General features: G+C 49.5%; 12 protein-coding genes and 2 pseudogenes. All 14 read right to left on the reverse strand.

What is annotated here, in order from left to right; all coding sequences use genetic code 11:
• Window positions 1–28: 28 nt before the first annotated feature.
• The 14 genes and pseudogenes from BUB68_RS01425 to BUB68_RS15760 all read right to left on the reverse strand — a co-directional run bounded on the left by BUB68_RS01425 (window position 29) and on the right by BUB68_RS15760 (window position 13,963).
• On the reverse strand, window positions 29–2,254 hold the full coding sequence (locus BUB68_RS01425; RefSeq protein WP_073088034.1) for an NHLP family bacteriocin export ABC transporter peptidase/permease/ATPase subunit: 2,226 nt from the start codon (window positions 2,252–2,254) through the stop codon (window positions 29–31).
• A gap of 1 nt (window position 2,255) precedes the next feature.
• Complete coding sequence (locus BUB68_RS01430; protein WP_073088035.1) at window positions 2,256–3,233, reverse strand: biotin/lipoyl-binding protein; 978 nt, start codon at window positions 3,231–3,233, stop codon at window positions 2,256–2,258.
• On the reverse strand, window positions 3,223–4,383 hold the full coding sequence (locus tag BUB68_RS01435; RefSeq protein WP_073088036.1) for an efflux RND transporter periplasmic adaptor subunit: 1,161 nt from the start codon (window positions 4,381–4,383) through the stop codon (window positions 3,223–3,225). Before BUB68_RS01435 ends, BUB68_RS01430 begins: the two co-directional genes overlap by 11 nt.
• Window positions 4,384–4,846: 463 nt before the next feature.
• Window positions 4,847–5,146 (reverse strand): hypothetical protein, encoded by a 300-nt coding sequence (locus BUB68_RS01440; RefSeq protein WP_073088037.1) that lies wholly within the window; start codon window positions 5,144–5,146, stop codon window positions 4,847–4,849.
• 34 nt (window positions 5,147–5,180) lie between these two features.
• Window positions 5,181–5,483, reverse strand: coding sequence for a hypothetical protein (locus BUB68_RS01445; protein ID WP_143188044.1), 303 nt, complete (start codon window positions 5,481–5,483; stop codon window positions 5,181–5,183).
• Between the two features lie 253 nt (window positions 5,484–5,736).
• Window positions 5,737–6,144: an RNA-guided endonuclease InsQ/TnpB family protein gene (locus BUB68_RS15510; RefSeq protein ID WP_256625462.1), complete on the reverse strand. Its 408-nt coding sequence runs from the start codon at window positions 6,142–6,144 to the stop codon at window positions 5,737–5,739.
• A complete protein-coding gene (locus tag BUB68_RS15515) occupies window positions 6,110–6,652 on the reverse strand; it encodes a helix-turn-helix domain-containing protein (protein ID WP_256625463.1) in 543 nt (180 codons plus the stop codon). The genes BUB68_RS15510 and BUB68_RS15515 overlap by 35 nt, the downstream gene beginning before the upstream one ends.
• A pseudogene (locus tag BUB68_RS15745) lies at window positions 6,615–7,163 on the reverse strand (IS607 family transposase); the annotation flags it as partial. The pseudogene BUB68_RS15745 and the gene BUB68_RS15515, both read right to left, overlap by 38 nt.
• 20 nt (window positions 7,164–7,183) lie before the next feature.
• On the reverse strand, window positions 7,184–8,359 hold the full coding sequence (locus BUB68_RS15750) for an autotransporter outer membrane beta-barrel domain-containing protein (protein WP_371914841.1): 1,176 nt from the start codon (window positions 8,357–8,359) through the stop codon (window positions 7,184–7,186).
• 474 nt (window positions 8,360–8,833) lie between these two features.
• Window positions 8,834–9,715 (reverse strand): annotated as a pseudogene (locus BUB68_RS15755) (autotransporter domain-containing protein); the annotation flags it as partial.
• Window positions 9,712–11,088, reverse strand: a complete 1,377-nt coding sequence (locus BUB68_RS01465) for an NlpC/P60 family protein (protein WP_073088039.1) — start codon at window positions 11,086–11,088, stop codon at window positions 9,712–9,714. The gene BUB68_RS01465 and the pseudogene BUB68_RS15755, both read right to left, overlap by 4 nt.
• Window positions 11,089–11,336: 248 nt before the next feature.
• A complete protein-coding gene (locus tag BUB68_RS01475; RefSeq protein ID WP_073088041.1) occupies window positions 11,337–11,693 on the reverse strand; it encodes a type III toxin-antitoxin system ToxN/AbiQ family toxin in 357 nt (118 codons plus the stop codon).
• A gap of 268 nt (window positions 11,694–11,961) precedes the next feature.
• Complete coding sequence (locus tag BUB68_RS01480; protein ID WP_073088042.1) at window positions 11,962–13,134, reverse strand: RNA-guided endonuclease InsQ/TnpB family protein; 1,173 nt, start codon at window positions 13,132–13,134, stop codon at window positions 11,962–11,964.
• 685 nt (window positions 13,135–13,819) lie between these two features.
• Window positions 13,820–13,963 (reverse strand): type III toxin-antitoxin system ToxN/AbiQ family toxin, encoded by a 144-nt coding sequence (locus BUB68_RS15760; RefSeq protein WP_143188045.1) that lies wholly within the window; start codon window positions 13,961–13,963, stop codon window positions 13,820–13,822.
• Window positions 13,964–14,141: the final 178 nt, after the last annotated feature.

Here is a 14,141-nt window from a genome sequence, read left to right on the forward strand (position 1 = left end):
ATACCCTCAACTCCTCAAGGCTTCTTGGTTAGTCTAGAGACTCTGTATCTTCCTCTGCCTCACGCTCTTCCACCAGACGGCGGTAAGGACCATCTTGGACTATAAGATCCCGGTGAGTGCCCCGCTGCACGATTTTGCCATACTCCAGCACGATGATCTCATCGGCCTCCCGAATGGTGGAAAGGCGGTGAGCCACCAGCAGGCAGGCGCAGCCTCTGCGGCGGATATTCTTCAGAATGACCTGCTCCGTCAATGGGTCGATGGCACTGGTGGCCTCGTCCAGAATCAACAGGGAGGGATTTCCCGCCAGGGCCCGGGCGATTTCCAGCCGCTGCCGCTGCCCCCCGGAGAAGTTCAGCCCCCCCTCTGCCACTTGGGCCTCATAGCCCCCGTTCAGTTTCAGGATATCCTCATGGATGCAGGCATCCTGAGCCGCTTTCATGATGTCCTCCTTGGGCAAGGACTTGTCGAAAAAGGAAATATTCTCTGCCACAGTTCCCGTCATCTGGAACACATCCTGATCCACGATGGCCATAGAGCCGACGATGACTTCCCGGGGAATTTCCCGCCGCTTTTTGCCATCCAGCAACACCTCTCCAGACCATTCCTCATAGAGCCCTGCCACCACCTTGGCCAGTGTGGACTTGCCGCTGCCGGAGGAACCTACCACTGCCGCCCACTGCCCGGGGGACAGGGTGAGGTCAAAATGCTCCAGCAGGGGCGGTTCCAGAGGATTGTAGCCAAAGCTCAGGTCCTTCAGCTCCAGCTGACCTGTCAGACGTAGGCTCCCTTCTTCCATGGGGACCGGCTTTTCAGGGTAGTTCAACCTGTCAATCCCATAGCGCCACACATCATCCAGGCGACGCATCTGCATTTCTGTGGTTTGCAGCACATTGCCGAAGGCCAGCAGCTTCTTCATGGGTTCCTGGAATTTGGGCAGAAGGCCGGAAACCGCCGTATACATACCGGCAGTCATGACCCCTTCCATAACAGAAAAGCCCCCCACGGCCATGACCATGGCGCTAGTAAGCCCCGACAGCAGAGTGGGCAGCAGCTTCACCTTCAGGGACCAGAACTGCATTTTCTGCATGGCCATGAGGCCTTTGGCCTGATAGCCTGCCCATTTGGCAAAGAAGTCCCCCTCTGTGCCGCTGGCCTTGATGCTCTCAATCATCATCAGTCCCGACATGAGGGTGCCGTACTCCTTGCCCTTTTCCTGCTGCATGTGCATCATGATGTCTGTCATATTGCGCCGCATGTAGAAAAAGACATAGACATTAACGGCGCTGATAGAAACGCCGATCAAGGTAAGAGGCACGCTGTAGGAGAGCAGGAGCAACAGGTAGAAAATGGCAATCAGGCAGTCCAGCAGGGAAGTTGCCGCCTGGTCGGAGAGCACATCTGCGTTGCTCTCGTTGAACTGGATGCGGGAGGCAATCTCCCCGGCAAAGCGCTGCTGGAAAAAGGTTATGGGCAGCCGCAAGACATGCCAGAAGAAGGCGGAGGAATCCGCCAGGGTCAGCTTCTTCTGCCAGCCCAGCAGGACAGAGGCCCGCATGGCAGTCATGATGCCGTTCAGAAGAATCGCCCCGCCCATGGCCAGCAGCAGGTACTGGGTCCAGTCCGGATGCTTCATGGAAAAAATATCGTCAATAAAGATCTGGTTAAAGGCCGGCTCCGCCAGTCCAGGCAGCACCATGCAAAGGCCCAGAATCAACAGAAAAAGCATCGCCCACTTGTCCTGCATGAGCTTTGAGGCCACAGCCTTGGCAATGCTGTATGGGTGTCCCTCCCGCTTGAAATCAGGGCCAGGGGCAATCTGCAGATACACTCCAGTGTATGAGGAAATAAAATCCTGCCATGCCACACTTCGCTTGCCCAGGGCTGGGTCATTTAAAAAGACAGTATTCCCTTTGAAGCCTTCCATAACCACAAAATGGTTGAACTCCCAGAAAAGAATCACGGGAAATTTCTGCTTCAGAAGGCCTTTGGCCCTTCCTGCCTTACCCTTGGCCTCACAGCCCAGCCTGCGGGCTGCCTTCAATATATTGGCGGCATTGCTGCCGTCCCGGGTAACCCCGCACTCCTGGCGCAAGCGCTCCAGAGGCAGCCATTTGCCGTAATAGGCCAGCACCATGGCAAGCGATGCCGCACCGCACTCCACCGCCTCCATCTGGAGCACTGTGGGGGTCTTGACCCGGCGGCCCTGGGGAAAGTATTTATTTTTCAAAGTCTCCCATGCTTTTATCCCCATGCTACCTGCTCCTTAGCCACTGGCTGATCTTGTAAAATACCTTCTCGATGGGCATCTGCCGCTCAATGACCACTGCCCCAGTGCAGTAGCTGCCCGGGGTGATGGGCGTATGTTTCCCCACCACGGAAGTCCAGAGATAGCCGGATTCCGAGGAGGCATCCTTCACCAGGCTGAATTTCACCTCCACCGCTGCCCCGCCGTCTTTGGATAGCACATACTGGGCCAGCTGGGCATTGCCCAGACCCTTTTCGATGCCGGCGGAGGAAATGGGATATTGGGAGACACTCTCCACTACCCCCAGGAGGCTGCCGGTCTGGCTTACGTCCACCCCATTGGGAGCCAGCTGGATAGTCATGCCCGGCACCACCCGCTTGCCCTTGTCCACGGGAATGTAAAAAATCCCGGAAAGATCCTTGCGCTCCTCGGTGAGTCGCACCGTACAGATGGGAGCCCCTGCTGAGAGTATCTGTCCCTCGGAGGCCATGACTTCGTCCACAATACCGTCATATTCGCAGTAGATGTCCTCATTGGCCGTCTGCTGCTGCCTTTTGGCATCGTACTGATAGACCCTGGACTGCACATCCCGATCGTTGGCCGCAAGGCCTGTGCCATACTGAGCCATGCGGGTATCCGCCGATTGTTCCGGCTGTTCCATATGGGCTATAAGCTGGCCCTCATGCACATGGCTGCCGGTTTTCACATAAATGTCCGTAATGCGGCCTGAGGCAGCATGGGAAACGCTCCTGACCCCGGAGACATCCATAATAAGCCCCATGCCCTCGGCCTTTTCTGTAAAGGAGCCGTAGATGGACCAGAGGACGATAGAGAAGCAGAGTATGCAGACGGCTGCCAGCCCCATCCAGCCCATAGGCCCCGTAATATGCACCATGGTGTCCAGCTTCTCCGGGGAGCGCAGCTTGTCCAGGGCTGCCTGGCTGAAGAAACTGCCTGCTGCCTGATTTTTCTCTTTATCTGACATCCTGCTCCCCCCTCAGCTTTACTTCTGCCCTTAATCCATCCTGCAAATTCTCTGTGCCAAAAACAATGACAATCTCCCCAGGCTCCAGCCCGCCAAGTATCTCGACATAATCCCCATCATCCCTGCCGGTGACAACAGCTCTGCGCTCAAGCTTTCCATCACGGTAGACAAAAACAGCCTGCCGGGTCTTGTCCGTAAGCGCGGAGAGGGGCACACAAAGAGCCTCTGTCCCCTGGGCCAGCTTCAAATAGGCCGTGCCGTAAGTCTGTGGTGTCAGGAGTCCCAAGGGATTATCTATCCGCCAGAGCAGGGTGCGGGCTGCGCCCGGCACCTCCAGGGGTGGGGCAATCTCCGTCAGCACACCATGAAATGCCTGCTCTGCTCCCATGTCTCCGTGAGCCCCATCCAGATTCTTGAACTCCCTGCCGGGGAAGATAAACTCTGCCTCCTGTCCCACTTGCAACCTTTGGGCCTTGTCATCACTGACCTGATGGGAAAAATAAAGCTCGTTATAATCCCCCACTAGAGCCAGAGATGTGCCACTGGATACGTAGGTTCCAGGCTGCCGGTAAATAATGCGTACTGTCCCATCGATAGGTGCGCGAACCTCGCAGCGTGCCTGACTTACAAGCAGCATATCCCGCTTGGCCATCGCCGCCTGCAAATTGGCCTGGGCAGCCACATAGGCAGCCTTGGCTTCATCGAACTGCTGGCTGGAGGCAGCATTTACCTCCAGCAGTTTGCTATAGCGGTCATAATTGTTGGTGGCACGGGCCAGTTCAGCATTGGCGCTCATGATGCTCGCCTCCGCCTCCTGAATAGAAAGGGCGATGTTATCATTTTCCAGCCTAAAAAGCAGATCACCCTTGCGAACATAGCTGTTTACAGAAGCATAAGCCTCCACAATCCGCCCTTCAGTAAGCGCCACAGCATCTGCCATGCTGGCAGTATATAGATTGACGGCAGAGAACTTCACCAGAGGATGGAACGCTCTCCGTGCTGCTTTCTCACCAATCAGCTCCGCTTGCCGTTCCTCCATGCGCAGGGCAATCTGGCTTTCTCCCCTTTCATTCAGATAAGCGCCATAAGCAACCACCAGCAGTGTCAAAGCCAGCACCAGCCCCAATCCCACGAAAAAATATTTTTTCATACAGTCTCCCTCACATTTCCCAAACGTCATACACCACCCGAGTACATGTGGGGGAGAGGGCACACTCTGTTCCCCATATCAGGAGCCTCGACGTATGTTGTCTAAAAGCTGCATTTATCTTTCAATTCACCTACAAATACCCTCATAACCCCTGGCACGATAATAGGGCATTGCCAGAAGTGCAACAATGAGCGGGCATACCGAAGCAGACACACATCATACACCCCAAAAACACATATGTAAAGCCTCGACAGGCACTGTCAACATGTAGGATTTATCCTGCCATAAACAAGCAAATATCCTTATACCCCATTGTAATTCTACAAAAATAAACACAATTCCTGCCCAGCACCTGCATGTCAGCTTACGTCTTCTCAGAAACCTGAAAAATAAATATCCCCCGGCTGGGGGATATTTATTCATGATATGTAGACATCACCCAAGAACTTCAGGGACTGGCACACTAAATTATTATAGGTGCAATCGCCTTAAAGTAAATGGAATCATCATGATTGATTTCCTTCGGTACAGACGAAGCCCCTGAAGATGTAGTGTCAAGCCCCTCAGGATAGGGTATAATCGCTGTTCCGGGTACTTCAACCTTCACTTCCCTGCAGCTGATGTCCTTTGTCTTATCCAGTTCCGCTTTGGCAACATCACTCGCAGCAATAGAAATATTTATGGTCATACCAAGCGATAACACTGTCATCATCAGGATTTTCTTTTGTTTTTGTAGGCAGTAAAACAACTTTTGGGCTAACATAATTTGCTCCCTCCAGTTCAATTTCCTTGTCAATCTAACAAGAAAAGTTCATCCTCTCGCATTCGGCTTCATAGCAATTTCTCACATAGTCCCTAAACCGTGCCGCTTTCTTGGTCAGCACCAAAGAAGAAAAATCAATTTGCAGTTCCCCTACCTTGTGCAAGACCATGAGTTCGTGGTCACAGCATATGGGTCTCCAGCCGGTAAAGAAGTATCCTTTTTGGCAAAGTAGCTCATAAGCCGCCACAGCCTTTGCCTCACTGATATTCAAAAAGACGTTGAATGTTTGAAGCGGCTTGTTATATCGTGATTCTATGGTCTTCAGGCCTTCTGCCAAATCCGTTCCGCTTTCGTCCACCCAGACGGTGCAGCTAAGTTGCCCTTCGTCCTGCTGCTACTAAAAACATAGACAAAAGTGTATATGTCTTAGAAAAATTCCTTGTTCATCGTGCCCGCTCTCGCTATCCCGAAAGATGAGCTACTGACGTTTGTATAGCACTCCAAAGGCGTTGACATCACACTCCTTGCTTTCGCAAGGAGGTAAGTCTGTTCCCGACTAGCCATCGGTACATATATCGGAACTTTTGTTGTTAAGCTACCCGATATTTTTCAGCATCCCGCAAATTCAAGGAAGCGTTGTAGTCCCTGTCCGCTGTATAGCCACATTCAGGGCAAACATATACTCTGTCTTTGATTTTCAGACCTTTATGTATATGCCCGCAAGAGTGGCAAGTTTTGGAGCTTGGATAGAACCTGTCAACAGTTCTAAACTCTATGCCAATGATTTCTGCTTTGCGCTTCAACTTGGACAGCAAGGAGAAGAATCTCTGCGCTGCCACAGCTTTTGCCAGATGCCTATTCTTCATCATGCCTTTGACATTCAAGTCTTCCACCGTAATAAAGCGTGGTTTTTGCTTCACTATCTCATGGACAGTCTTGTTCTCATAATCCTTGCGGATATTGTCAATGCGTTGATGAAGTTTCTGTACCTTTAACAAACCGTCCAGCCACATAAGCTACTGTACCATTGGTAACTTTCGCGCCCACAGGCAAATAGCCAAATTCTTTCAGCCTGACCTGCTTTAGCGTAGGTATCATCAGCTTGTGCCGCCATATCTTCCAGTCACCTGTGTTGTTCTTCGGAAAATACAGTTTCACATCCTGATTAGCTTTCTTTTTGAAGTTCGGAAAACCCGACACGCCATCAAAGAACCGCCTGAACGCCTGTTCGGCGTTAACTAAGGCTTTTTTGCGCGTCTTAGAACCGCACTGGTCAATCCAAGGTAATCCTATCTTCAGCTCATGGTTAACATACTTATCGAAGTCGTTGGCAGTAACAAAATGTTTCTGTTTTTCATCAAGCTGACCGCGCTGATACATCTTGTAAAGACGGCGATTGTAAGCTATGTACTGATTGTACAGGAATCTTGCCACGCCAATAGAACGGATAATTTTCACTCTCTGCTCTTTAGTTGGGGCTATCTCCGTTTTGAACGCCTTTAGCAATCGTCTCATCCCCTTCAATTTGTTTTTTATATTTCCGCAGACCATACAATCTGCAAGAAAATACATGAAGAATACTTACTATATCTTGCACAAGCTCTTCGTGTGAAGATAGTTTTTCGTTTTTGACAACCACTATCTCTACGTTGAACTTGTTACAGAATTTTTCAAACCAGTCAAAGCCAAATCAAACAAATCTATCCTTGTGTGATACAAGAATCATTTTGATTTTGTTTTCCATGACTTCGTTTAGAAGCTGATTCCATTTCTTGCGGTTATAATTAAGACCACTTCCATAATCTCTGACAATGTCATCAGCTATAAGCCCTTTGGCGTTGACATACTGCTGAAGAAAATCAACTTGATTCTCAAGGTCGTCAGTTTGATTTCTGGTCGATACCCTTGTATAAATGACTATCTTTCGAGAGTCAGTATCTCTGCCAATCCCTTTGAACTGTAAATACTGGTCGTAAGTATAATACCTTCGGTTAGTCGGGGTTCTGTTTGCTACAAGTGTTTTTTAAACTTTCCTCCCTAGAATTTCCACATCAGGCCCACCTTGCCCGCAGCTCCTCGTTGCTTGCCGCAAGCTGCAGTCACGCCAAGGTTCAGCGTGAAATTGCTATTTTTCGGCTGATGCAGCCAGCCGATTTCCAATATACCGCTGTTGCCTTTTAGGCTTGGTGTGGCTGTGCTGTATCCGGCCACGGCAGCCTTGGCATCGCCGTCAAATTCATGTTCGAAGTAAGCGCCCAAATAGCCTTTGCCTTCCGCATTGAAGGCATGAGTCAGCTTGGCCCCCAGTCTTACCCGATGACTGCTGACGGCAGCAAAATCATAGGTCTCACCTGTGCTCAAACGGGCAGAATCACTGCCTGTATGGCTGTAAAAATAGCGGAAGGAAACATCCAATTCATTGTTCTGCCTGAGGCTCATGATCTTCCCCAGCCCCAGATGCGCCCCCCAGTAATGGCTGTTGGTATCATAACCAACAGCCATGCCTGCATATCCCGTAAAATCCTGGGAGCTGTAATCTGCCTTGGTTTTGCCGGCGCGGAGACTGCCCTCGTAATACATGCCTTCATTATCCTTTTGCCGGACAAAGAGCGCAGCCCCGGCATAATCACTATCCCCTTTGCCGTGCAGATTAGCGCAATAGCTGTCATATCTGCCTTTGCCATATTCCCCGGCCAGACCATAAAGGAGTCTGCCGTTTTTATTGCTAACCTCCCTGGCTATGCCCAAGATGGCGCTGCCTCCACGGCTGTCCACATGAGAACCGGTCTGATAGCGATACTTGCCGCCCTGGGTGGCAAAAAATGGCGACCATTCGCCCGCGGAAGCAGTGCCATCGATCCGGGATGCCTTCTCTGCCTGATACAGGCCATCTGCCGCCAGCAGATCTGCCCCCTGGTTCAGAAAGCCTGCCTGCGCCGCACGGGTCTCCACCAGGGATTTTGTCTCCGGATTGACCTCTGCCTCCCCCAAAACTGCCTGCAGATTGTGGGAATCATTCACGAGGGTATAGCCGTAATTGAGGGAGATTCCCTGCTTCAGCGTGCCGGTATTCTGACCGTCATAAAGAATGTTTCCTTGGGTGGAAATGAGATTTATGGTTTGGCCCCGTGCGATAGCGGCACCTCCTGCTGCGGACAAAACCAGTTTTGTACCCTTCAGGTCCGTATCAACGGTACCGGTTATGGTCAGCATATTGCTACCGGGTTGATAAGATGTGGGCAAATGGAACGCCACCGTCTCGAAATTGTAGATATTATTGGCGCTTATCCCTGACGAGGCAAGATAAAGCGCATTGCCCGTGCGCAGGTCACCGCCATTTGTGATGTTATAACCAAAGCCGTCCGTGCTATTCCCTGTCAGATACACACCACCGCAGACATCCATCAGTTTCGCCGGAATGTAAATGGCAATCTTATTGCCGGTGGCATTGCCCGTGCTGCTCATGGTCATACCGCCATGCAGGTATACCTCCCCGTTCCCGGAGCCGCCCAGGAGATTTATGGTATTGCCCGAGGCATTCCCGGCAGCAGCGAATCCGCCGATCAATGTCAGCTTGCTCGCTGCACTGCCGCCAAAGACATTGATCGTATTATCGTTGGCATTGCCCGTGCGGGAATAGCCGCCGTAGACCAGCCCTGTGCCGCTGGTGGAAATGGAGCCGCCGCTGATATTGACCGTGTTGCTGATGGCATTCCCATTAAGGGTGTAGCCGCCATAGAATTCAGCATCACCTGGCTCGTACTCGGTGAAAGTCTCTTTATAGATGCTTTCACTGGAAGCCAGGTCAGCCACTGCCCCTCCCGCAAGATTTACCGTATTGCTGCGCGCATCGCCATCATCGGCCTTGCCGCCCCAGATGAACGCCCGGTAGCCGCCAATGGTGCCACCCTTTACTGTTACCGTATTATTGTCGGTATTGCCTGTGCTATAAGCGCGTGCCCCAAAAAGGTAAACGCCCTTTTCGAATGTACCGTCATTGACTGTGACACGATTGTCTGTGGCATCGCTGCCTCTATTGCCAAGGCCTGCGGCAATGAAGGTCTGCCCCTCAAAACTACCCCCATTCACCGTAACGTAGTTATCCGAGGCAGCATATCCCTTATCCATGGCATTGCCGGCATAAATGCCAGCCGATTGCTTTGTTCCGGATTTATTGACGAAATTGCCGTCATTGATGATAATACCATTGCCAATGGCACTGCCATTATTCCGCGTGAATCCGCCGTAAAAGTAGTTAGAGTATTTACCCGAGCCAGCGGAGGTATCCCCATCGACTGTGTAAGTCCCCCCATTTATCGTCAAGGTGCTGTTTGAAACTGTCCCCTCCTGGGTATAGGCATTGAAAAACCACTGATGGCCGCCGTAATGATCGTAATCCTGATCCAAAACCCAGTTCACATCGGATATATTCCCTGTATTGCTGCCATCTCCCCAGCCATAATAAGTCTGATCCTCTGCGGCAGCAAAGCCGGGAGCCGACAGCCAGCCTGCCACAGCAATGGCCAGCCAGGCCATTTTCTTGTTACGCATTTTGTTACACATTTTCATGGGAAACACCTGCCAATCGAAGTCATGCCATCAATGGTCGCAATGCCTTTGCCATTTTGGAAAGTCATATCAGAAATAAGAACCTGACGGATGTAATGCTTTTGGGCCTTACCGCCTAAGAAGGTGAAATAGCTGCTGGCAGAGTGAATCGCCAAGGGTGTGCCTCTATCATCTTTACCAAGATAAAGCATCACATGGCCCGGCTTGAAGAGCAGCGCCCCCACAGGAGCCTCTGCTGTTTTTTGATAGCGGGCCGCGGTATCGAGACCGTTCAGGGATACAGAATGCTTCATCGCCAGTTCCTGCTGGTCGGCATCGCGAGGGAGCAAAATCCCCATGGAACGATAGACATCCTGCACATAGGAGGAGCAGTCAACGCTTTCCTCCATGCCGCCCCAACCGTAGACATCGTCTAAAAATTTCAGGGACTGACGCACGAAATTGTTGGGCGTGCAGGGAAGATAGCCGGGATTTACCGTGCTATCCGCCTTGATGAGAACTGGGGCTTCCGAAAGGTGACCGTTGATTTCCACAGGAATAATGGCCTGATAGGCCCCCTTTCGCATTTTGGGTGATTTCAGCGGAATGACGCTGCCCATCTGGAAAAGGACATCCCATGTGCCACCCACATGAACTTTTTTCTTATGATCCGTCACCACGAGAAAGTTTTTCGGCGACACATATTTTTCCCAGTTTTTCCGCTCTGTAAAGCCAATGGCACCCAGACTTACCCAGCCCTTGTAGTACCGGCCAATGGCAAAAGCAAAGGCACCGTCCTTGCTCGTATGCAGCACAAGCAACGGTTCGCAAGGGTCAAGAGCCGTGCCCTGCAGGTCATCATAATGCTGAAAGGACTTGTCATCGAAATAATATTGGGTTGTGGGCAAAAGCCGCATATCGGTGCGCATGGTAACTACGCCGTAGCGGACAGCGGCACTCGCTGGTACAGCATCCAGATTGCAGTTGTCCTGTGCCGCATTGTAATCTTCCTGAGAGATCATCATGCCGCCCTTGTCGTAATGCTCGCCGGGTTCTTTTTCCCCACGGAAATCCTGCTGCGCGCTAAGGATCAACTCTTTCACCTCTGCACCACCAACCGTCTGCGGATAGTTCAGCAAATCCGTCAAACTTGACGTTTTCTCCCGCATCGCCTGATTGACGGAGCTAATCTCCTCCTGTGTCAAATACAGTGCATCACCGTCCGGATTTCTTGCTGTCCAATAACCATCCGTGGCTCTGTCATCATGAATCGCAATCGAAGCCTGTGATATGCCGCCAACCCCAAGCAAAGCCAGAAGCACTGCGATTGACACCAAGATAATATTCTTTTCCCAGGTTGTCTTTCGCTTATCTGAAAAAGGATATTGCTGCATATGATTTCCCCCTTCCATCCTGCAATTTTATCCAAAAATAAAAATATTCACGGAATTATATTTCTACATCTGCTCATGGACTTCCTGCTGTATGGTATTTTTCCTATCATCTTTGGAAAAAGCTGGTGGCGAATAATAAAAATGGGCAAAGAAAAGGCAGGCGGGGTGCGCCTGCCGATTTTGCTTATCAGGGGCTGTGAGGGAGGTCCGGGGGGACTTGCGCCTCTCCAGTCTGGGTATATCTACATTCAACAATGACCCTCGTCCCATTTTTTGCATAACTCCTCCAGTGAACCAAAATCATTGCATCTTTTCGCCAGTGGAGTGTTGTTTCCATTCTGCTGCTTATGGTGATACAGTTGTCCGGCTCTCTTTCTTATCTTATCCTGCATTTGCTTGATGATACGATATTCAGCCATCAATAAGTCTTTGTATACCTTGTTTGCAATCGCTGAAAAATCAACATAATGACATTCTTTTTCAGGTGCGGGAAACATGTTGTTCAGATTTATAACTGCGTACCGGCCGACCTTCAAAAAATCCATGCTCTCTTTCATCTTTTCGTGCTTTTGCTTGAATGATGACAACGGAGCGAAATAGTCCATCCGCTACGATAAATATGTACAAATCTATACAGAATTACACATATCTACGCTGTGATAACCTCTCGGTTTATCTTCCTGATTCATTGCGTCCGATTTTGTCGTTCCGAAGAACAGGCTACTCTCGTTTGATGTAACGCTCCACAGGCTTAAATTCCCTAGTAGCGATAGGTACATGCTTAAAGTTTCCTCTCGGTGAAATTCTTTAAGCTGCTTTATGACAGGCTTTGCCTGTCGAAACGCCAATTGGAAGTTTTGCCTTCGGCAAAACCTAAACAACGGCGTTATAGTTTGCTAAGTTAATGGCAGCATTCAAATCCCTGTCCAACTTGGCTCCACACACGGGGCAGACGTAGATGCGGTCTGAGAGTTTCAAGTCTGTCTTGATATGACCGCAATGGCTACAAGTCTTGGAGCTTGCATAGAACCGATTTACCTCTACGACCTTTATGCCATACATTTCAGCCTTATACTTAATCTGTCGCTTAAATTCGTAGAATTTCTGCTTGGCTATAGCTTCTGCCAGATGTTTGTTCTTCATCATCCCCTTGACATTCAAATCTTCCATGACTATCTGAGATGGCTTGGTTTTCACTATCTCAGCCGTTGTCTGATGGAGATAATTTGTGCGAATGTCGGTTAGCCGTTTATAAAGAAGCTGGATTCTTCTGTTCTGCCTTTGGAGGTTTCTGCACTCTCGAAGCGGTCTTTTCCATATCGGACGGTGTTTTTTATCATGGCTCTTGGTATTGGCTTCCAACTTGCGGGATACTTTACGTTGCTCTCGCTTCAGTTTCTTTTCCAAACGCCTGACTTCGGCAGATTTATTGATGTTCTTGTAGAACCTCGTCCTGCTTGCGTCTTGGTTGGAAACAACAGCCAGTTCCTTCACGCCAAGGTCAATCCCGAGACTATCGCCTGTCAGTTCAAACTCTTCTTGCTCTACCTCGTAGCCAATAGACAAATACCAATGTTTGCCGTCAAATGAGATATGAGGGTTTGCATACTTCTTGTTCTTGGCTATTTTCGGCAGTGCCGAAGCAGTTTTTACAATACCAATCTTCTCGCCTTGAAAGCCGTTCTCAGTTCGTTTCAAGCTCTCGTAGTTGACGTAGAAACTGATTTTGCTTTTTCTGCGGCTCTTGAACTTAGGCTTGCCCGCTATGCCTTTGATATATCTCTGGAGGGCCAATGCCGCATCTTTAACGCCCTGTTTCATGACATTGCTACCGACTTCTTTCAGCCACGTATGCGTTGTCTTTTTCAGCACATTATTGATGTACTTCCTGACCTCGCCCTCGGTAATACGCCGTCCTTCCTTGTATGCCTCTTCATTCGTATCGAGGAAGTAGTTGTATGCCCAACGGGCAGTCCCGGCACTTTTCCAGAATAAAATTTCCTGCTCCTTAGTCGGCAGAAGCCTTATCTTTATTGCTCTCTGCATTTTTCATCTCACCACCTTTCTTATGATAAATTATATCATGAAAGGTGGTATTGGAGCATTTATACTTAGCAATTTAGGGAATTTTCTTGTAAATATGCGATATTCTGTTTTTGATTTGCATATATTTATCTTCTTCACGCTAGAACGCAACTTCTAACGCAGTCTTGCTAGTCCCTTTAGGGATCACCAGCAGACCTCTGACACTTTCATGTCAGCGGAGACTATATCTTCACCCTGCCTTAGCAGGGGCAGTATTTTTCTTCCACCTTGCCCTTTCCCATACGAAGTATGGGGTGACAGGCTGCTTGTGGCTTTACTCTCCCTCAAGGAGATAGTCGTTGAGGGTCTCCCATGCTCCGTAGAGTTTAGGGCTTTCCCTGCTAAACACCCATTGTCAATAGCACTTAGGACATACGTTTTCGGAAGGTCACTACTTTATTCATCCAACACTGATATGTTTTTATTTCACCTTATGCCATCCTTACGTTTTTTCTGCTTTCGCACCTTGGGATGTTCCCCAGCTAATCCTTTCGGATTACTGTTTAGGTGTAAGGCTCTTAGGGATTAAAAGCATTTAACACTGAGTTTGCACCGATTGCTCGATACAAAGGGTATTCTGTTCGATTAAATCTATACTTCTGTATATATTTATACAGATTTGTTCAGATTTTTTGTAACAGTTTTGTTACCCATTAACCCTAAGCACTATTCCCAGATATTTCCTGGTATTTGCTTGCTCCCTCTTACTGTTATGAAACAGATGAGGAGCATGAGGGGACAAAAAATCGACATAGGACTCACTTATCTCATAAAACTTAATATTATCCATTTTCTCCTCCAAACAGCAGGAGGCGGACTAAAAGCCCGCCTCCTGCTGTACTCGCACTTAGAGTAGCGAAACACTCGCTGTTAAATCTCTTGAATTGAGCCAAGAGAAGCTCACTCGTAAAATCTCTCAATTAAGGCTGAGATACACCTCTTCATAATTTAATTCTAGCATACTATAC

It is taken from the genome of Pseudoselenomonas ruminantium (assembly GCF_900142515.1).
GTDB classification, from domain to species: domain Bacteria; phylum Bacillota; class Negativicutes; order Selenomonadales; family Selenomonadaceae; genus Selenomonas_A; species Selenomonas_A ruminantium_D.